The sequence below is a fragment of the Aquimarina amphilecti genome (assembly GCF_900109375.1).
Lineage (GTDB): Bacteria > Bacteroidota > Bacteroidia > Flavobacteriales > Flavobacteriaceae > Aquimarina > Aquimarina amphilecti.
In genome coordinates, this window is the sequence record NZ_FOAB01000001.1 from 927,716 (window position 1) to 948,145 (window position 20,430).

17 protein-coding genes are annotated in these 20,430 nt (G+C 32.0%); 9 read left to right on the forward strand and 8 right to left on the reverse strand.

Features of this window, described 5'->3' with window-relative positions:
* Positions 1-101: 101 nt before the first annotated feature.
* The 5 genes from BMY33_RS04095 to BMY33_RS04115 form a co-directional block, all read right to left on the reverse strand.
* A complete protein-coding gene (locus BMY33_RS04095) occupies positions 102-545 on the reverse strand; it encodes a hypothetical protein (RefSeq protein WP_091405937.1) in 444 nt (147 codons plus the stop codon).
* A gap of 89 nt (positions 546-634) precedes the next feature.
* Positions 635-1,246 (reverse strand): MarC family protein, encoded by a 612-nt coding sequence (locus tag BMY33_RS04100; protein WP_091405939.1) that lies wholly within the window; start codon positions 1,244-1,246, stop codon positions 635-637.
* A 204-nt stretch (positions 1,247-1,450) separates the two neighbouring features.
* Entirely contained in the window at positions 1,451-4,033 is a 2,583-nt protein-coding gene (locus BMY33_RS04105; RefSeq protein WP_091405940.1) for a phosphoenolpyruvate carboxylase, read from the reverse strand.
* A 101-nt stretch (positions 4,034-4,134) separates the two neighbouring features.
* Positions 4,135-4,614, reverse strand: a complete 480-nt coding sequence (locus BMY33_RS04110) for an Lrp/AsnC family transcriptional regulator (protein ID WP_027391699.1) — start codon at positions 4,612-4,614, stop codon at positions 4,135-4,137.
* Between the two features lie 75 nt (positions 4,615-4,689).
* On the reverse strand, positions 4,690-5,853 hold the full coding sequence (locus BMY33_RS04115) for a M14 family zinc carboxypeptidase (RefSeq protein WP_091405942.1): 1,164 nt from the start codon (positions 5,851-5,853) through the stop codon (positions 4,690-4,692).
* Between the two features lie 369 nt (positions 5,854-6,222).
* On the opposite strand from BMY33_RS04115, the gene BMY33_RS04120 reads away from it, so the two are divergent.
* From BMY33_RS04120 to BMY33_RS04140, 5 genes are all read left to right on the forward strand, one after another.
* Positions 6,223-6,699, forward strand: coding sequence for a helix-turn-helix domain-containing protein (locus tag BMY33_RS04120; RefSeq protein WP_091405943.1), 477 nt, complete (start codon positions 6,223-6,225; stop codon positions 6,697-6,699).
* Between the two features lie 79 nt (positions 6,700-6,778).
* Complete coding sequence (locus BMY33_RS04125) at positions 6,779-7,156, forward strand: DNA topoisomerase IV (protein ID WP_091405945.1); 378 nt, start codon at positions 6,779-6,781, stop codon at positions 7,154-7,156.
* Positions 7,156-7,962, forward strand: a complete 807-nt coding sequence (locus tag BMY33_RS04130; RefSeq protein WP_091405947.1) for a TerC family protein — start codon at positions 7,156-7,158, stop codon at positions 7,960-7,962. Before BMY33_RS04125 ends, BMY33_RS04130 begins: the two co-directional genes overlap by 1 nt.
* 74 nt (positions 7,963-8,036) lie before the next feature.
* On the forward strand, positions 8,037-8,615 hold the full coding sequence (locus BMY33_RS04135) for a PhnA domain-containing protein (RefSeq protein ID WP_091406091.1): 579 nt from the start codon (positions 8,037-8,039) through the stop codon (positions 8,613-8,615).
* A gap of 193 nt (positions 8,616-8,808) precedes the next feature.
* The gene (locus BMY33_RS04140) at positions 8,809-9,822 is read left to right on the forward strand and encodes a glycoside hydrolase family 11 protein (RefSeq protein WP_091405948.1); all 1,014 of its coding nucleotides are present in this window, start codon (positions 8,809-8,811) and stop codon (positions 9,820-9,822) included.
* Between the two features lie 58 nt (positions 9,823-9,880).
* On the opposite strand, the gene BMY33_RS04145 is transcribed toward BMY33_RS04140, so the two are convergent.
* Together BMY33_RS04145 and BMY33_RS04150 are read right to left on the reverse strand one after the other, a co-directional pair.
* On the reverse strand, positions 9,881-12,556 hold the full coding sequence (locus tag BMY33_RS04145; protein WP_091405950.1) for a DNA gyrase/topoisomerase IV subunit A: 2,676 nt from the start codon (positions 12,554-12,556) through the stop codon (positions 9,881-9,883).
* Between the two features lie 35 nt (positions 12,557-12,591).
* Complete coding sequence (locus BMY33_RS04150; RefSeq protein WP_091405952.1) at positions 12,592-14,445, reverse strand: DNA topoisomerase IV subunit B; 1,854 nt, start codon at positions 14,443-14,445, stop codon at positions 12,592-12,594.
* Positions 14,446-14,726: 281 nt separating this feature from the next.
* On the opposite strand from BMY33_RS04150, the gene BMY33_RS04155 reads away from it, so the two are divergent.
* A complete protein-coding gene (locus BMY33_RS04155; protein WP_091405954.1) occupies positions 14,727-15,323 on the forward strand; it encodes a GNAT family N-acetyltransferase in 597 nt (198 codons plus the stop codon).
* A 56-nt stretch (positions 15,324-15,379) separates the two neighbouring features.
* Here BMY33_RS04155 and katG read toward each other — a convergent pair whose 3' ends face one another.
* On the reverse strand, positions 15,380-17,587 hold the full coding sequence (gene katG, locus BMY33_RS04160; protein ID WP_091405956.1) for a catalase/peroxidase HPI: 2,208 nt from the start codon (positions 17,585-17,587) through the stop codon (positions 15,380-15,382).
* A 188-nt stretch (positions 17,588-17,775) separates the two neighbouring features.
* Between katG and BMY33_RS04165 the strand changes: the two genes are divergently transcribed.
* The 3 genes from BMY33_RS04165 to BMY33_RS04175 all read left to right on the forward strand — a co-directional run bounded on the left by BMY33_RS04165 (position 17,776) and on the right by BMY33_RS04175 (position 20,414).
* The gene (locus BMY33_RS04165; RefSeq protein WP_091405957.1) at positions 17,776-18,102 is read left to right on the forward strand and encodes an ArsR/SmtB family transcription factor; all 327 of its coding nucleotides are present in this window, start codon (positions 17,776-17,778) and stop codon (positions 18,100-18,102) included.
* Entirely contained in the window at positions 18,099-18,548 is a 450-nt protein-coding gene (locus BMY33_RS04170) for an SRPBCC domain-containing protein (RefSeq protein ID WP_091405958.1), read from the forward strand. Before BMY33_RS04165 ends, BMY33_RS04170 begins: the two co-directional genes overlap by 4 nt.
* Before the next feature lie 150 nt (positions 18,549-18,698).
* A complete protein-coding gene (locus tag BMY33_RS04175; RefSeq protein ID WP_091405960.1) occupies positions 18,699-20,414 on the forward strand; it encodes a phytoene desaturase family protein in 1,716 nt (571 codons plus the stop codon).
* Positions 20,415-20,430: the final 16 nt, after the last annotated feature.

The following is a 20,430-nucleotide window of genomic DNA, read 5'->3' on the forward strand; positions in this document are numbered from 1 at the left end:
AATTTATGCTATTTTAATAAGTAAATAGTACAAACAAAAAAAACAATGAATAAAATTCATTGTTTTCAGTAAACAGTTATGGTACAACACTGTAGTTAATATTACTCTAACAAAAACGTATACACACCTGTATTTTCATCAAAAACAAATTCAGAATTTCGTATTTCTAAATTGCTGAAATTAATTACATCACAACATTCTCCGTTTGTCCTTACTGTCTTTAATTCTAACGTAAAAAATTCGGTATTAGAAACTTGTACAGAATAACTTGTTATTCCCAATGGCAGTGACATCGAATTAATTTCTAAAGTAGAATTTTCATTGATTAAAATGAGATCAATTATGCTTTGATTATCTAAATCCGTAATCATAATATCAGCAATTTGAAGCATACCATTTGATAGTAAATTTTGACCATCTGAATTTACTACTTCAAATCTAAACGAGGCATTTGGAGCACAAACAACCAATTCGCAATCATTGCTATTACAACTACTAAATAAACATACTATAATTAATAGAAGATAAAAAAATCTAAGTTTCATTATTTATTTTTTTGTTATATAAATAAGATACATAACCCACTGAAAAGTTGCTTTGATTATTAGAAGAAAATCTGAACTTTATAAAACCCTTATGGGTTACTGAAATAATGGCTTATTCCACTTAAAATACTCTGTACCGCATAGGACGCTAAAATTAACCCCATAATTTTACTAATCACAGTAATTCCATAGTTCCCTATTTTTTTTTGTAAATGATTAGCAGTAAGTAATATTAAACTAGTAATTCCTATAACTAGTAATACAATAACTGTTGTAGCTGCTTGTTGTGTAATAGAATATAAATGATTATCTGTCATTAGAACAACTGCCATGATAGCTCCTGGAGAAGCGATTGAAGGGATTGCAATAGGAAATATCGTGACGTGCTTATAATCCGTAATTCTATTTTTCTCTTGTTCTGGTTTTCCGTCACCAAATATCATAGTCAATGCAAATAGAAAAAGTATAACACCTCCCGAAATCTGAAATGCATCTAATGAAACAGACATTCCTTCTAAAATCAATTGCCCTATAACTATAAAAAACAAAAGAATCAGAAAAGCAATTACCGAAGCTCTTACTGCAACTTTTTTCTTATGAACTATATCAAACTCCTTAGTTGCTTCTAAATAAACAGGTATCGATCCTATCGGATCAATTACGGCAAAAACAAAGAAAATCTTAGTAAGAACTTCAACCATTATTATTTACTTTTTTCTTCTATATTAAAAGACAATATCTTTTTTAATTGATTATTACAATTATATCAAAAGGAAGTCACCTTAGTAACATTTATCCATTTTACTCAAAATTACTTTAGTAAATTTAATTAAAACAGATGAATTAAAAATAAAACCACAACAGATTAAATACTGTTGTGGTTTTATTCATAATTTACAATTTATTTAGGCAGAATTACGACTTGCATTAATGTTTCCAAATAATGAACGTGTTACCATCTTTTCATAAATTTCTAAATCTTCTACACCTTCACCTGTCCTGTTTATATCCTGAATTTTCTTTAGTGCATATTGCTGGATTGTAAGTAATGGCAATACGATATTTTCTCTAATATCAATTGAAGCCTTACCTGCCGGCTCATTTTCCATTAATTCGGAATACCCTGTTAACTTCAACAATAGGCGTTTAGTAAGTTCATATTCCTCGTGTATAATATTCCAAAAAGCACCATATTCTTCATCATCTTTCATATATGCTGTTAACTGAAAAAATGACTTAGTCAAACTCATCATACTATTTCCGAGTAATGCTCTAAAAAATGCCGATTCCTTAAACAAACTGGTTATTTTATCAAATTCACCTCTATCTTCAAATGTTTTTAAAGCTGTTCCCACTCCATAAAACCCTGGAACATTTTGTTTCAATTGACTCCAACTACCTACAAATGGGATTGCTCTTAAGTCTCCAAAATCTAAACTACTACTCTTACTTCGCTTAGAAGGACGACTACCAATATTAGCTTTTCCATAATACTTAAGCGTACTCATATGTTCTAAATATGGTAAAAACTTAGGATGATTTTTAAAATCCACATAGGTTTGATAACTAACATCTGCCAATTCTTGCATAGTTTCTTTATTCTCTTTAGAAAAAAGATTAGACTCATTATCAGTCAATTGATTCTCTACTCCAGCTCCTAATAATTGTTCTAGATTATATTGACAAGAATCAAGAGTCCCAAAATTAGAACTAATAGTTTGTCCTTGTACTGTTATCTGAATTTGCTCATCTTCTACCGTAGGACCAAGAGATGCATAGAACTGATTTGTATTTCCTCCTCCTCTAGCTGGTGGTCCACCACGACCATCAAAGAATATTACTTTTACATTATATTTTCTGGATATTTCAGTAAGCGCTTCTTTAGCTTTAAAAATACCCCAATTTGCCATTAGATACCCTCCATCTTTTGTGCCATCAGAGAAACCTAACATAATAGTTTGTTTCATTCCTCTGCGTTTTAGATGCTCCATATATGCAGGATTACGATATAAGGTTTCCATTACATTATGAGATACACGAAGATCAGGAACGGTTTCAAATAATGGTATTACATCAACACTAGGCTTTTTCCAATCACATAATCTGATCATAGCAAAAGCTTCCATAACATTAAGAACACTACCGTTATTACTAATTATATAACGATTTGATCCTCGTTCTCCATTGTTTTTCTGTATCGTTTTTATCGCATAAATAGATTCTATAGTTGCTCTGGCCATATCATTATCCAAAACAGAAGGATCTAATTTCCCTGTTACATTGGATAACACCTGAATCTGTTCTTCGTCTGACAATGTTTCATAATTTTCTGGGAAGAAACCTAACTCTAACTCATTAGTTTTCTTAACAATTTCAGTAAGTACTCCATGATGTACTCTAGAATCTTGTCTAATATCTAAAGTCCCAAAGTGGAACCCAAAAATCTTCACCTTATTAATTAAGTCTTGTAACTCCTCTAAAAATAATGACTGATGCTTACTAATCAGTTCTTCTCTAACTTCTAAAAGACCATTCATTAACGTATCAATAGACAAAGGCTCAGCTGTTTTAGCATAATAAAAATTATCATATAAAGCAGATTCTAAAACACCCAACTTATCCTGAAGATTTCCAAAAGTAATTCTACGTTTTAGCTTACGCATATCTCTATAATAATTAATTAATATAGTTTTACGTAATCTTTTAGCAACTTTAAGAGTTGTTTCTGTTGTTACAAATGGATTTCCATCTCTATCACCACCAGGCCAAAAACCTAAGTTGATCAAGTCATTTTCAAGATCTTCTCCTTGGAATATGTTTTGTTGAATATAATTATAAATAGTTCCTACGGAATGATAAAATACATTTTCTAAATACCATATTAAACTAACTGCTTCATCATACGGTGTAGGTTTTTCTTTTTTGAAAAATGCTGTCTTACCAAGCTGTACTAATAATCTTTTAATTAACTGTGAATCATTTTCTCTGATTGCTGTATCTAGATCATGAATAATACCTAATACAGTGCCTGGATAAAATTGTGTAGGATGTGCTGTTAACGTAGGCCTGATTTTAAATCTCTTTAAATACTCTTTTAACTCTCCTAATTGCCCTTTTGCTTGCGCTTCTTCTTTAATACTTCTTAAGGTTCCCCTACCATCCATATTATTAACAATAGGAAATGCAGCATCTTCAATAGCATCAAATAATACCACCTGACGCTCTATGTACTGAATAAACCTAAATAATAAATCATGTTTCTCCTTATCTGAAGGATTGTCTTGATACGATGTAAAAAAATTATCTACAATTTCAGAAGGGTTCATTTTTTTATCATATCCCTTTTCACAAACTTCTTTAAAAAGAGGTAATAATACACCAGTATTAGTGATTTCATCAAAAGGTAATGTAATAAATATACTATTATATATCTGATATTTTGTAAGAACGTTGTGGTTAAAACGATCTATTTTTGGTTGTCTTGCCATAATTGTGGTTACGAATATGGTTGATTAATAAATTATTTTACATTAAAAAACCCTCTAAGATGATTTCCTAAAGGGTTTTTATGTTTTAATACGAATGCCCTTTACAAATCTTGAAAAATAGAATGCATTAAGCGTTTTTTATCGTTAATACTTTCCTCTAATGAAATCATGGTCTCTGTACGGTATACACCATCTATATCATCTAATTGGAAAATAATATCTTTAGCATGGTTGGTATCTTTTGCTCTTACTTTACAAAAAATATTAAACTTCCCTGTAGTTATATGAGCAACAGTTACAAATGGAATTTCTTTAATTCTTTGTAATACAAACTTGGTTTGAGAAGTATTCTGAAGATATATCCCCACATAGGCGATAAAAGAATATCCTAATTTTTTATAATCTAATGTTAATGAAGAACCTTCTATAATTCCAGCTTCTTCCATTTTCTTAACACGCACATGAACAGTTCCTGCAGAAATAAGTAGTTTTTTTGCAATATCCGTAAACGGAGTACGAGTATTTTCGATCAACATGTCTAATATTTGGTGATCTACTTCGTCTAATTTAAATTTTGCCATAGTAATTCTAATAAATTTTCCCGATTAATTACATTGCAAAAATAACAGAAAAATAATGTATTCATACATTTTTTTTCAACTTTTTCTTAATTCTGTTGAGAATAATTCATCATTTAACCGGAATTTTAACAACTCATTTTCCGGAAGCACCTCTACTGTAACGTTTTCGTTATATATTACCCTTTTATTACCGATAATTTCTCTATGACCGTAAAAATTTCGTAAATCCTCAATTTTAACAATTTTCGGAACGAATTTAATATCATTTTCGGATAATTTCTCAGTATACTGTATAGCTATATCAACATTCTTATTATCTAAAATAACATCCCTAATAATGATATCATAAAAACATTTCCCATTTTCTGGTATATCGAAATAAGCTTTATACTTATCTCCTGTTATATCATTTTCTGAGATATATTTAACGGACGTAAGCAGCGCATAAAAAATATAAATCCTAGTTGTATCTCTGTTATAATCATCCCTATAATGCCCTGCTTCAAATAAAATGGTTGGAATACCTAAATCAGACAATGTATCTCCCACGCAATTAATATTAAACCCATCATCATACCTTCCTACACCATTAGGGATACACTTTTGTAATATAGAATTCATTTCGACAATAACCTCCATACCTATTCTACGGCATTCAGTAATTCTACGATCTTTATCTCCTGCAGGAGACAAAAAAGAAACTGTAGCCGGTATATCAGTTACTCCAGCACTAAAAATAGTACGTTGTCCGTGTAAATTAAATGCAAAATCTGGTTGAATCTCATCAATTAAATTTCTTAGTATAACACTTTCTTTTTGATTTCTATCCTGAGAATCCCTATTAAGATCAACAAGATTATAATTAAGTCTTGTATAAGCTTTAGCTCCATCCGGACTTAACATAGGAATAATAAATAAGGTACAAGAAGCTAAAATCAATTTAGAAACTTCATTTGACTCATCTGATAGCATATTTAAAAAATCAAATACAGATTTTGTAGTTGTGCTTTCATTTCCATGCATCTGTGACCAGAATAATAACTTCTTGGAACCTTTACCAACTTTTATAAGATGAATAGGGGCATCATTTTCTGAAAGACCCAAAAGTTCCACATTCATTTTCTCAGAAAAGCTATCGATTAAAGGACTAATATGATCTAGATGTATATAACGTCCAGCTAATGTTGATTCCTTGTATTTAGTAAAAGAACTAGATAATTCATTAATATCCATAAGCATATAAAAGCTTCAAAATTACTACTGTTTACCGAGGATTCATAACAAATATAATAGTTTTTACATATGTAAACCTAAACAAGTGTTACAATTGTAAATCAATTGTATTTACAAATGTAAACAATAAAAAATAGATGTTTGTTTAAGATGTTAAACAAGAGATTTATAAAAATTATAAAAATAAAAAGGGATTAACTATTCAGGTAAAAAAAATACTATAAACATCTTATTTTCAATTAATAAAAGTAATTTATTTATAGTTTTAGTTTAATATAATTAATGCTCTTTATAACTAAATTTACAAATGTAAACCGTTCTTCTATATGATTTGTTTACCTTTGTAACTTATTACACATCTTTAATTCGTTTACAATGGTAAACACTGCTGCTTTTGGAAAAAGAATCCAAGAAATCATGAAATTTTATCACGTATCAGCTTCTGGATTTGCAGATGCTATGGGAGTAGGACGTTCTTCAATTTCACATATTTTATCTGGCAGAAACAAACCTAGTCTAGACTTTGTAATGAAGGTTACTGAAGCGTATCCAGAAGCAGAATTATATTGGCTTTTATACGGACAAGGATCATTTCCTAAATCTGAAGCGCCAATACAGCAACAAGAAGAAATACCCGAGCAAAAAGAACCTATAACTCCTACTCCAATAGCCTTGCACACCGAAGTAGAATCTGAACAAGATTTATTTTCACAATCAGATAACACATCGTTACCTAATGATATACCCGAAGAAACTACATCATCAAGGATAAAAACTACTTCTGGCACTAAAAACGTTAGTCAAATAGTCTTTTTTTATACAGATGGTACTTTTGACGTTTATAAGAATTAAATATCTTAACAACTTTTCCTATAGTTACTGTAAAATCTGTTGAAATACATTTATTTTCGTTTTTCGTTATTATAACGCTATGAAACGACTTATTTTTTTATTTTTTTTCTCTGTATTATTTATTGGGTGCTATCAGCAGAAACGTGATTGTACAGAATTTCAAAAAGGAACTTTTGAATTTGAAACTTACTTAAATGGTGAGCTTGCTAAAACCACATTTGTAAGAAATGATTCAATAGAGATTGATTATTTTCAAGGTAAAAGTGATACGGCCAGTATTCGTTGGATCAATGACTGCGAGTATATAGTAAAGAAACTTCATCCAAAAAATATGGCAGAAGAAAAAGCTATACACATGAAAATATTAACTACCGATAAGAACACATATACTTTTGAATATGGACTTGTAGGTGTTAAAAAAAATAAGCAAAAAGGAACCGCCAAAAAAATCAAGTAATGTTAGAAATTTTCGCAACAGCTGATGCTTGGGTAGCATTATTAACACTTACCTTTCTAGAAATTGTTTTAGGAATTGACAATATCATATTCATTTCGCTAGCTTCTAGCAAATTACCAGATCAAGAACAAAAAAAAGCTACAAACATTGGTTTGTTATTAGCTATGGTAATGAGAATTATATTGCTATTTGGTATTTCTCTACTGGTAGCAATGGAAGCACCTTTCTGGCATATCAATCTTCCTTGGGTAGAAGCAGGAATTAGTGGGCAATCCCTAATATTGTTTGGAGGAGGAATGTTTTTATTATATAAAAGTGTCCATGAAATTCATGAAAAAGTAGACGAAAAAGGAGAAGAAGAAAAAGAAATCCAAGAAAAAAGCTCTAGTTCTTTATCCAAAGCAATTATTCAGATTACATTGATTAATGTTGTGTTTTCTTTTGATTCTATACTTACTGCCGTTGGTATGACTAACGGACTAAGTGATAACCCAACTGATGCTTTAATTATCATGATTATAGCTGTAGTTATTTCGGTTTTAATTATGATGGTATTTGCAACTCCTGTTGGTCGTTTTGTAAACAAACACCCTTCTATCCAGATTCTGGGTCTTTCGTTCTTGATTCTTATTGGATTTATGTTGATTGCTGAAGCTGCTCATTTAGCGCATCTTCAAATATTTGATTCTGAAATAGGAACAATTCCAAAAGGATACTTATACTTTACAATTGCTTTTTCCTTGTTTGTAGAATTTATCAATTTTAAGCTTCGAAAGAAAGGGAAACTCAGTGGGCAAAACGAATAACACTTAAAGGAAATTATCACATTTTTGTATAAACTAATAAAAGTGATCTCACTCTCACTTATCGAATGAAACAAATGAGTAAATTAAAAGAACTACAAGATCGCAGTGGAACGGTGTGCGAATTATGCAACACTAACGAAAACTTATCAGTATATGATATCCCAGAATCCCCTAATGTAGGGTTAGATTCTAGTATTTTGATTTGTTCAACCTGTAAAGAGCAAATTGAAGATACATCTACGATGGACCCTAATCACTGGCGTTGTCTTAATGACAGTATGTGGAGTCAAGTTCCTGGCGTGAAAGTTATGGCCTATAGAATGCTAAATAGATTAAAATCAGAAGGGTGGCCACAAGACCTTTTAGATATGTTATATCTTGATGATGACACTATCGCTTGGGCTGGAGCTACAGGAGACGGTGAAGATGAAAGCTCTTTAATTAAACATTTAGATTCTAATGGAGCTTTACTACAAGTTGGTGATAATGTTGTGCTCATAAAAGATCTAAACGTTAAAGGTGCCAATTTTACCGCCAAAAGAGGAACTGCAGTCCGTAATATTTCATTAGTTCATGATAATGCTGAACATATTGAAGGAAAAATTAGTGGTCAGCACATTGTAATCTTAACCAAATTTGTAAAAAAATCTTAATCGATCTATTTATAATCAAGAAGTCCTAAGAATATTTACTTAAAATTTTTAGTGAATAAAGCACCTGATATCTTAAATAATTTTCGTCTTTCATTGTTATTAAATAATTTTATATTAACGTAAAAACCTAAAGTATTGCTTTAGGTTAGGCTTTTCAAATTATTAAAAATCAATTATTTAATAAAACACAGTGATGATGAATATTTTGTTTTTCAAATCAAAACACCAAACAATTCTCTTTATTTTATCATTGATAATTTCCTTAGGAAATATTTCAAAAATAATAGCACAAACATATTGCATACAATCAGGATCAGAACAAATCGCTGGAGAAGAAGACGGTTTTAGATATGAATTATGGAATCAGAATTCGCAAGGAACTGCTTGTATGACTTTGGGAAATGAAGCATTATTCAGCGGAGAATGGGATGGTATCTTGAACTATTTAGCAAGAAGAGGCTTAGCATATAATCAAACACAAGAACATCAGGAAATAGGAAATTTTTTCACTACTTATAATTGCGATTACAACCCCTCTACTAACTCAGGAAATTCTTATTTATCTATTTACGGATGGACTATCGAACCTCTCGTAGAATATTATATTATTGAAGATTGGCGTAATTGGATTCCATCAATGGCGGATGGTGCGATATTGAAAAAATCTTTTGAAATAAACGGAAGTATATACGATATATATGAAAACACAAGAGTAAACCAACCTTCTATTATCGGCAATGCTACTTTTCAACAATATTTTAGTATTAGAAGAGATACAAGAAACAGTGGTACTATAGATATTTCCGAGCATTTTAAACAATGGGAGTCTATCGATATGAATTTAGGAAAACTACACGAGGTTTCTTTTGTTGTAGAAGGATATCAAAGTAGTGGTAACTTTGAGTTTTTAGAACTAGATGTATTTATAGACAATACCACCCTAGGAATAAATGATATTGACAATCCTAATACATACTTCGAGATTTATCCTAACCCAACAAAAGATGAAGCCTATATAAAGTTTAAAAAAATAACTAGTTCTAAAAAAGAGCTTAAAATATATGATTCTTCAGGAAAAGCCATAATGTCAAATAGCTATGATCAATCAGTAGATATAGCTAAAGTCTCTAATTTAAGAAAGGGTGTTTATTTTGTTTTACTAAATACCGATAATAAAAAAGTGGTAGACAAATTAATCATCTATTAACAAAAAGCACAAGTTCATATTTAGAATATTCCGTTTTTCTGAGATAGATTGAATATTTTTAGAACAAACTCGTTTGCTCTCCATCGTCTTCTTCGTCATTATCTAATGAAACTCCATTACCTGTTTCCAAATTTGACGAAATCTTTGAATCTGGATTTACAGACTCTTCTTCAACTACCTCTATTTCCTCTGCAGGTATATCTTCTGGTTCATCATAAGGCAATGAGTCTAATAAATTTATTTGCCTTACCTTATCTGTAGTAAGTTGATTTCCCTGTGCTTTAATACCTTTTACAGAAATAAAATCTTCCAAACTTATTTCGTCATTTGGTTTTTGATCTTTTCCTCTAAGTTTATTGTATACAATTTCTGCAACGGGTCTATAATCCGTAGAAACAATTTCTAAGAATGATTTCTGATGATCAGAAATAAATGTCTCTTCGCGATCTGTATTTTCTACTAAAAATCGTTTTACATAATATCGTTCTTTTTCTCCATCCCAATAAATTGCAGAGATTGGTTTCATTGGCTTCCATTTTTCTAGAACTACCATATCTGAACCAAAATGCACTGTAATCTCAGGAACAATAGTCTTTAGAATACCTTTTTGACCAATAATCAACAAACGATCTTCTCCTTTAAACTCTCCTAGCAATTCTCCTCTTCCGTCTACATTTAATCGTTGCACAGTATCATCAAACCAAATTTTACGTGGTTTTAGAGTAGAAACTCCTTGTTCTTTTAACTCAATCTTCTTGATATTATACTTGGTAACAATATTACCCTTAACTCCTCTTCCTTTTATTAATAAATCAGAAAAATCAAGATCAAATTTTAATTTCTTCACACTTCCTGCCTGACGCAAGAAAATAGTGATTACCTCCGCTTCACCATTAGGATTAGCTGTAAAATAAGTTGCCTTAGAACCTTTTTTTCCTTGTGTTAGATCATATTCCTTATCTCTAGTTACAGCTGTAACTGCAAAACGTTTTACATAAGACGCTCCTCCTCTTCCATCTTGATAAATCATATTATAAATAGTACGCTTATCTTTCTTCTTAAAGACAGCAACATGAATAATATCCTTACCTACAAAAGTTTTAGCATCTACCTTAGTTATCATAAGTTTACCTTCTGCGGTAAAGCAAATGATATCGTCAATATCAGAACAATCTGCTACATATTCATTCTTACGCAATGATGTTCCCACAAAACCTTCTTCTCTATTTACATATAGTTTTGTATTCCTAATAACAACCTTGGTAGCTTCTATATCATCAAAAATTCTGATTTCAGTTTTACGCTCTCTCCCTTTACCATAAGTATCTTTTAATCTCTTAAAGTAAGAAATTGTATATTCTATAAGGTGCTCTAAATGATGTTTTACCTGTGCTATATCATTTTCTAACGCTTCGATCTTTTGTTGCGCTTTATCAATATCAAATTTTGAAATTCTTTTAATTCTTATTTCCGTCAAACGAACAATATCTTCTTCGGTAACTGCACGTTTCAAGTGTTTTACATGGGGTTGCAACCCTTTGTCAATTGCTTGTATAACTCCTTCCCAAGTTTCTTCTTCCTCAATTTCACGATAAATACGATTTTCGATAAAAATCCGCTCTAGAGATGCAAAATGCCATTGTTCCTGTAATTCATTTAACTGAATCTCTAACTCTTTTTTCAACAATTCTACAGTATGATCTGTAGAACGCCTTAACATCTCAGAAACTCCAATAAAATTAGGTCGGCTATTTTCTTCGATAACACATCCCAATGGTGAAATTGACGATTCACAATTCGTAAAAGCATATAAAGCATCAATGGTCTTATCCGGAGAAATACCTCCTGGCAGATGCACTAATATTTCTACTTCTGCAGCAGTATTATCCTCTATTTTTTTTATTTTAATCTTCCCTTTATCATTAGCTTTAAGAATCGAATCTATTAAACTAGAAGTTGTAGTAGAGAACGGTATCTCGTTTATAACCAATGTGTTCTTGTCTAATTGCGAGATTTTTGCACGTACTCTTACCTTTCCTCCTCGATTACCATCATTATAATTGGTAAAATCAGCAATTCCAGCTGTTGGAAAATCGGGTAATATTGTAAAACGCTTACCCTGTAGATGTTTTATAGACGCTTCTATAAGTTCAATAAAGTTATGAGGTAGAATTTTAGTACTTAATCCTACAGCAATACCTTCTGCTCCTTGAGTAAGGAGTAATGGAAACTTAACCGGAAGGTTTATTGGTTCTTTTTTTCGACCATCGTAAGATAACTGCCAATCGGTAACTTTTGGATTATAGACAACATCTAAAGCAAACTTAGACAAACGTGCTTCGATATATCTGGAAGCTGCTGCCCTATCTCCTGTGAGAATATTACCCCAGTTACCTTGCATATCAATTAACAAATCTCTTTGACCAATTTGCACCATAGCATCAGCAATACTTGCATCACCATGTGGGTGATATTGCATAGTATGCCCAACTATATTTGCCACCTTATTATATCTTCCATCATCCAAATCTTTCATAGAATGAAGAATTCTTCGTTGTACAGGTTTTAATCCATCTTCTATTGCTGGGACTGCACGTTCTAAGATTACATAAGATGCATAATCCAAAAACCAGTCTTTATACATGCCGGTAACTTTGGTTATTACTTCCTGAGGTTGATGATCCTCTGGTGTTAATTCATTATGTAATTCTTCGTTTTCGTTTTCTATATCCATACCTTTTACGGGGCACTTTTTTGTATTCTTTAGTACTAATCTTCAACAGCGTCCAGCTCTACTTTCAAGTTTTCTATAATAAACTCCTGTCTACTAGGCGTATTCTTTCCCATGTAAAAAGACAACAAGTCTTCAATAGACTTGTCTTTATCTAACATTACAGGATCTAAACGAATATCATCTCCAATAAAATGAACAAATTCATCTGGTGATATTTCTCCTAATCCCTTAAATCGGGTAATCTCAGGTTTTCCTGATAATTTTTGAATAGCATCTCTTCTTTCCTGCTCTGAGTAACAATAAATGGTTTCCTTTTTATTTCGAACTCTAAATAATGGTGTTTGCAAAATATACAAATGACCTTCTTTTATGACCTCTGGAAAAAACTGAAGAAAAAATGTAATTAACAACAATCTAATATGCATTCCATCAACATCGGCATCAGTAGCGATTACAATATTATTATACCTAAGATCTTCTAAGGACTCTTCAATATTTAATGCCGCTTGCAATAAATTAAACTCCTCATTTTCATACACAATTTTCTTACTCATGTTGTAGCTATTCAACGGTTTTCCCCGTAAGCTAAAAACAGCTTGTGTATTTACATCTCTGGATTTAGTTATTGATCCACTTGCAGAATCTCCCTCTGTTATAAATAGAGTACTCTCCAAATTCCTGTCTTTCTTACTATCCGTAAGGTGAACACGACAATCTCTTAATTTTTTATTATGTAAACTTGCCTTTTTTGCTCGTTCTCTGGCTAATTTACGTATACCGGATAAATCCTTTCGTTCTCGCTCCGCTTGTAATATTTTTCTTTGAAGTGCCTCTGCTACATCCGAATTCTTATGTAAAAAATTATCTAATTTTGTTTTTACAAAATCATTGATATACGTTCTCACAGTTGGTAAATCTCCTCCCATTTCGGTAGAACCTAACTTCGTTTTTGTTTGACTTTCAAAAACTGGTTCCATTACTTTTATACTGATAGCAGAAACAATCGATTTACGAATATCACTAGCTTCGTAATTTTTACCATAGAACTCCCTAATCGTTTTCACTACAGCTTCTCTAAAAGCAGCTTGATGTGTTCCACCTTGGGTAGTATGCTGCCCGTTGACAAATGAATGATATTCTTCGCTATATTGAGTTTTACTATGTGTAATAGCAATTTCTATATCATTCCCTAATAAGTGAATAATAGGATATAATCGATCATCTTCATTGATGTTATCCGAAAGTAAATCCTTTAATCCATTTTCAGAAAAATATTTTTCTCCATTAAAAATAATGGTTAATCCTGGATTTAAATACACATAATTCTTAAGCATTTTCGCAACATACTCTGTTCGATATTTATAATGCTTAAAAATTGTATTATCAGGAACAAAAGAAACTTTTGTCCCCCTTCTTCTAGAAGTTTCGTCTAAAGTATCTTGATTCGTAAGGTTACCTTTTTCAAATTCTGCAGATGCAGATTTTCCATCCCTAGTGGATTCAACTCTAAAATATGCTGATAACGCATTAACAGCTTTTGTACCTACCCCATTTAATCCTACAGACTTTTTAAACGCTCTAGAATCATATTTTCCTCCAGTATTCATTTTAGAAACTACATCTACCACTTTTCCTAAAGGAATCCCACGACCATAATCTCTAACAATGACTTTATCACCTTGTATAGAAATTTCAATGGTTTTACCAGCACCCATAACATATTCATCAATGGAATTGTCAAGTACTTCCTTTACTAATATATAGATTCCATCATCTGCTGATGATCCATCTCCTAATTTTCCTATATACATTCCAGGTCGCATACGAATATGCTCTTTCCAATCGAGGGATCGTATATTATCTTCGGTATATTTAGTTTCCTTACTCATAAATTTTGGGTAGAATGCTTGCTAATATAAGATTTCACTTACGAAATTAAAATAGTCACCCTACAAAGTAATTAACAATTCTAAATAAGATTTTGTTGATTATTTGAAGGACAATAGATTAATTAAAAATATGATGAATATTATTCCCCGAATACTCTTATTATACTTTTGCAGAATAATGATAATCAAACGAATTATTTATTCTTTATATCTTATACTAGTAAATTAAATACAATCTCTTATCTAAATAAATAATTAGATCTAACTACATATACATCTTGATGAAATTAAAGAAAAACATAAGACCAAACCCTTCTGCACCAAAAAGGTTTAATCCAGAGAAAAACAAAGTACATATAATTACAGAAACCAATAGATTAATACTACGAGAACTACAGCTTTCAGACGCAAGAAATTTTTTTCTATTAAATGCAGATTCCGAAGTTCTAAAGCATACTGGAGATCTTTCTTTCAAGTCAATACAAGACGCAGAAAAATTTTTGAAAGATTATCAAGAATATAAGAATCATGGATTTGGACGCTGGGCAGTACTACTTAAAGACACTAATGAATTTATTGGTTGGTGTGGACTTAAACGAAATGAAGAAAAATATATCGATATCGGTTTTCGGTTTTTCAAAAACAAATGGAATAAAGGATATGCCACAGAATCTGCTATAGCTACATTAACATATGGCTTTAATCATTTACATCTTAACGAAATTATAGGAAGAGTAGCTTCAGAAAATAAATCTTCTATAAAAGTTTTAGAGAAATTAGGTATGATACTTTGGAAAAAAGGGAACTGTAAGAAAATCCCAAATTCACTTTATTACAAGATCAATAAATCAGGTTTTGAAAATGCCAATCAAAAATAAAAAAGTGACCTAAAATAAAGGCCACCTTTTTGAAACATTAATTTTTCAATTTTATTTTATTTTAAATCAAATCGATCTAGATTCATAACTTTAGTCCAAGCTGACACAAAATCCTTAACAAATTTTTCATTCGCATCTTCTGAAGCATACACCTCTGCAATCGCTCTTAATTCTGTGTTAGAACCGAAAATAAGATCCGCTCTAGTACCTCTAAATTTAGCAACTCCTGTTTTACGATCACTACCTTCAAAAATGGTATCATCTTTAGAAATAGGTTTCCAAGTATACGTGAAATCAAGAACGTTTTTGAAGAAATCATTAGTCAATGCATCAACACTATCTGTAAATACTCCATTATTAGAGCTATCATAATTCGCACCTAATACTCTTAAACCTCCAACAAGGACTGTCATTTCTGGAATAGAAAGTGTTAATAATTGAGCACGATCAATTAGTAATTCTTCCGCTGCTAATTTTAAATCACCTCTTAAATAATTTCTAAACCCATCAGCTAAAGGCTCCAAATGTCCAAATGATTCGACATCTGTTTGTTCTTGTGACGCATCTCCTCTACCACTTGTAAAAGGAACAACAGTATTAACCCCTGCATTTTTAGCAGCTAATTCTACACCTACATTACCTCCAAGTACAATAAGATCTGCAATAGAAACATCGCCAGAAAAATCATTTTGAATACCTTCATAAACATCTAATACCTTAGATAATGATTTAGGATTATTTACTTCCCAATTTTTTTGTGGCTCTAAACGAAGACGTCCTCCATTAGCACCACCACGATTATCAGAACCTCTAAATGTAGAAGCAGATGCCCAAGCTGTAGATACTAACTCCGATATTGTTAAACCAGAAACAGAAATCATATTCTTTAAAGAAGTGATATCTGAATCCTTAAGAGACGTACCTGTTGGAATTGGATCTTGCCAAATTAACTCTTCTTTTGGTACTTCAGGACCTAAATAACGTGATACTGGTCCCATATCCCTATGAGTTAATTTGTACCAAGCTCTAATAAAAGCATCTTTAAATTCTTCTGGATTATTACGAAAACGTTGAGAAATTTTCAAATAATCAGGATCCATTTTCAATGCCATATCAGCATCAGTCATCATTAGCGCCTGTCTCTTAGAAGAATCACCTGCAGTTGGTGCTGTTGGAGCACCAGAATCTGCCGTTGGACTCCATTGATTTGCTCCCGCTGGACTTTTTATTTGTTCCCAATCATAATCTAACAATACTTTAAAATAGTCATAATCCCACGTATCTGGATTAGGCGTCCATGCTCCTTCTAAACCGCTTGTAATTGCATCATCTAATACTCCAGTTCCATACGTATTTTTCCAACCTAAACTCATTTCTTCGATTGAAGCTCCATGTGGTTCAGCACCTACATATTTATCAGGATCAGCAGCACCGTGAGCTTTTCCAAAAGTGTGACCACCAGCAGTAAGCGCAACAGTTTCTTCGTCATTCATTGCCATCCGTCCGAACGTTTCTTTCATAAGCTTAGCCGTTCCTAGTGGATCCGATGAACCATTAGGACCTTCTGGATTTACATATATTAGTCCCATATGAGCAGCACCCAGATATCCTTCAAGATCACCATCATCAAAACGTTCTTTATTAGCTAACCATTCTGTCTCATCTCCCCAATATACATCTTGCTCTGGCTCCCACACATCTGCTCTACCTCCAGCAAATCCAAATGTTTTTAACCCCATAGATTCTATCGCACAGTTACCTGCAAGAATCATTAAATCTGCCCAAGAAATCTTTTTACCATATTTTTGTTTAATTGGCCATAATAGTAATCGTGCTTTGTCCAAGTTTCCATTATCTGGCCAACTATTTAACGGTGCAAAACGCTGATTACCGGTACCTGCGCCTCCTCTACCATCACCAACTCTATAAGTACCTGCACTATGCCATGCCATACGAACCATTAAACCTCCATAATGGCCATAATCTGCAGGCCACCAATCTTGAGAATCTGTCATTAAAGCTACTATATCCGCTTTAAGTTCATTATAATTAACGCTATTAAACGCTTTTGCATAATCAAAATCATCTCCCATCGGATTAGATTTTGCACCATTTTGTCGAAGAATATTTAATTTTAATTCATTTGGCCACCAATCACGATTTGTAGTACCCTGACCAGCAGACCCCTTAGCAGTTCCCCCCATGAAAGGACACTTATTGATATCGCCTCCGTCATTAATATTGTAACTTCCTGTGTTATCCATAATTTTATCGAGTTTTAAAGTATGTGTTACCAAATTTAAGGAATTGCGATTCTATAACATATAGATTAATTATATATTTAAATGAACTAACGATAAGCAAAATCTATATTGATCAGGGAATTGAAAAAAATACTTGCGTAACCGAATGATTACACTTATATTTGTAACCAATCAGTTACGTATTAATAATGAGAAGAGATGTTTTTCAAGCTATTGCAGATCCCGTTAGAAGAGATATTATTTCTTTACTTGCGGAACAAACACTATCTATTAATGCTATAGCAGAAAAATTTGACATTAGTAGACCCGCTATTTCCAAACATCTAAAGATACTTGAAGAATGTGGTATCATATCAATTAATAAACAAGGTAGAGAAAGATATTGTTTAATCCAGCCTAAAAATCTAGTGCCCGCATTTTTATGGATAGACCAATACAAAATTTTGTGGGAAGAAAAATTAGATTCTTTCGAAGAATATTTAACCAAACTACAATCTAAAAACAAAGAACAATGAATGATTTAAACAAACGTACATTATCATTAACCAGAACTTTTAATGCTCCTATCAAATTAGTTTGGCAAGCCTGGACGCAACCCGAGCATATTGCTCAATGGTGGGGTCCCAAAGGAATGAAGACTAAAGTTTTATCTCACGATTTTAACATAGGAGGAAAATGGGAGTATTCTATGTTAATGCCAGATGGTAATGAATTTATTGCAGATGGTGTTTACATTGAAATTATAGAGTTTCAAAAAATAATTTCATCGGCTAATTTTAAACCTATGACAGAAGGAGTTGAAATCCAAGCACTATTTGAAGCGGATGGAGACCAAACCAATTTTACTTTTAACGTTGTTCACCCTACTGAAGAATATTGTTTACAACAAGAAAAGATGGGCTTTATGAATGGTTGGGGATCTGTTTTTGATAGACTTAAAGAATTTGTTGAAACCATTTAACATTGATTACTAAATAGTTTTCATTATTTCCATTATGTCCATAAATTTAAATGTAAGATATCCTTCCTAGCCACTTCTTCTATATTCTAAAAAACAATACCTTTAACAAAAATTGCTAAATCTAAGTTATAATTACAGGTATTAAAGTTTATGGAAAAAGAAAACTATTCGGAAATATCTTCAAATGAAAACAAAAAATATGACACCATAATCATTGGATCAGGTGCCGGTGGACTTTCTGCCGCAATTTGTTTAGCTCGTTCTGGTCAAAAAGTATTAGTCCTAGAGCAACACGATGTTCCTGGAGGATGGTGTCATAGTTTTTATCTTAATGGATATCGTTATACCCCTGGAGTTCATTATATAGGCTTACTAAACAAAGGAGAATCTACAAGTACTCTTTATGAAGGACTAGGTATTGCGAATGATGTTTCTTTTTTTAGAATGAATCCAGAAGCATATGAACACTGCTGGATTGGAGATGAACGTATCGACATGCCTGCAGGATATGAGAATATCAAAAAAACACTAAGCGAACAATTTCCTGAAGAAGAAAAAGGAATTACTAATTATTTAAAACTAGTTGGTGATGTTTGTTATGAATTACAATTAATTCCCAAAGTGAAAGGTTTCTGGGCTCATCTAACCATACCTTTCCGAACTAAAAACATGGGAAAGTACAGTGTGTTTAGTTTGCGAAAAGTAATTAAAAAACATATTAAAAACCCATTACTTAGAGCCGTTTTAAATATCCAAATTGGCGATCATGGATTACCCCCTTCACAAGCAAGTTTCCCCTTACACGCTGCCGTTATGGGACATTACTCTAGTGGCGGTTACTACCCAATTGGTGGTGGCGGAGCTTTGGTAAAAGCCATGACAAAAGCCTTAAAAAGACATCAAGGAGAAATAAGAACTAGTCAAAAAGTAAAAGAAATTTTATTAGAAGAAAATAAAAAAAAGAAAGCAATTGGAGTACAATTAGAAAGTGGTGAAAAGATTTTTGCAGAAAGAATTATTTCTAATGCCGATCCGGGAAAAACATTTCTTGATTTAATTGGTAAAGAACATATTAGCAAGAAGCTTAATAAGCGTCTAAAAAAAACTAAATATTCTTGCACTTCTTTAATGTTATTCTTGACAGTAGATATGGACGTTCGAAAGGCTGGTCTGGACTCTGGTAACATATGGATGATGAAACACGATGATCTTGACGCCATATTTGAAGAAACTCAAAAAATTAATATTTTAGAAGGTGATACATTTCCTGGAATGTTTATTAGCTGTACAACTTTAAAAGATCCTATCAGTTTTGATGGAAGGTATCATACTATAGAAGCTATCACTTATATTAATCATGAATCCTTTGATCAATTCAAAAACGAAGATAATAGACGTTCTAAAGCCTATTTAGATTTTAAAAATCAATTAATGTCAAAAATGATCAAAACTCTGGAAACAGTAATTCCTGGAATTGAAGACAAAATTGTACAGAAAGAATTAGGAACTCCAATTACTAATGAATATTACATTAACTCTACCAATGGTTGCGTTTATGGAACGGAAAAAAGTTTTTGGCAGATAGGGCCTTTTTCTTATAAAGCAAAAAGTGAAATAGAAAATTTATATTTATGTGGAGCTAGTGTCTTATCGCATGGCGTTGCTGGAGCTGGCTACTCTGGCGTAGAAACTGCTGCAAAAATTCTAAAATGTAGACAAGAAGACCTAATACAACCTGATGATTCGCAAGAAATTAAAATTTATGAAGCGGAGAATGATTCCCAATATCCAGATTGGATGCAAAAAAAGATTAAAGTTAAAAAAGATCGCCTAGCAGCAGGTGTAGATGGATTTCCAGAAATTTAATCCTAAAAAGATCTAA

Bases quoted from the DNA above. Each gene is read 5' to 3' on its own strand.
- BMY33_RS04095 (WP_091405937.1), bottom strand. From the start codon at position 545: ATGAAACTTAGATTTTTTTATCTTCTATTAATTATAGTATGTTTATTT.
- BMY33_RS04100 (WP_091405939.1), bottom strand. From the start codon at position 1,246: ATGGTTGAAGTTCTTACTAAGATTTTCTTTGTTTTTGCCGTAATTGAT.
- BMY33_RS04105 (WP_091405940.1), bottom strand. From the start codon at position 4,033: ATGGCAAGACAACCAAAAATAGATCGTTTTAACCACAACGTTCTTACA.
- BMY33_RS04110 (WP_027391699.1), bottom strand. From the start codon at position 4,614: ATGGCAAAATTTAAATTAGACGAAGTAGATCACCAAATATTAGACATG.
- BMY33_RS04115 (WP_091405942.1), bottom strand. From the start codon at position 5,853: ATGCTTATGGATATTAATGAATTATCTAGTTCTTTTACTAAATACAAG.
- BMY33_RS04120 (WP_091405943.1), top strand. From the start codon at position 6,223: ATGGTAAACACTGCTGCTTTTGGAAAAAGAATCCAAGAAATCATGAAA.
- BMY33_RS04125 (WP_091405945.1), top strand. From the start codon at position 6,779: ATGAAACGACTTATTTTTTTATTTTTTTTCTCTGTATTATTTATTGGG.
- BMY33_RS04130 (WP_091405947.1), top strand. From the start codon at position 7,156: ATGTTAGAAATTTTCGCAACAGCTGATGCTTGGGTAGCATTATTAACA.
- BMY33_RS04135 (WP_091406091.1), top strand. From the start codon at position 8,037: ATGAGTAAATTAAAAGAACTACAAGATCGCAGTGGAACGGTGTGCGAA.
- BMY33_RS04140 (WP_091405948.1), top strand. From the start codon at position 8,809: ATGATGAATATTTTGTTTTTCAAATCAAAACACCAAACAATTCTCTTT.
- BMY33_RS04145 (WP_091405950.1), bottom strand. From the start codon at position 12,556: ATGGATATAGAAAACGAAAACGAAGAATTACATAATGAATTAACACCA.
- BMY33_RS04150 (WP_091405952.1), bottom strand. From the start codon at position 14,445: ATGAGTAAGGAAACTAAATATACCGAAGATAATATACGATCCCTCGAT.
- BMY33_RS04155 (WP_091405954.1), top strand. From the start codon at position 14,727: ATGAAATTAAAGAAAAACATAAGACCAAACCCTTCTGCACCAAAAAGG.
- katG (WP_091405956.1), bottom strand. From the start codon at position 17,587: ATGGATAACACAGGAAGTTACAATATTAATGACGGAGGCGATATCAAT.
- BMY33_RS04165 (WP_091405957.1), top strand. From the start codon at position 17,776: ATGAGAAGAGATGTTTTTCAAGCTATTGCAGATCCCGTTAGAAGAGAT.
- BMY33_RS04170 (WP_091405958.1), top strand. From the start codon at position 18,099: ATGAATGATTTAAACAAACGTACATTATCATTAACCAGAACTTTTAAT.
- BMY33_RS04175 (WP_091405960.1), top strand. From the start codon at position 18,699: ATGGAAAAAGAAAACTATTCGGAAATATCTTCAAATGAAAACAAAAAA.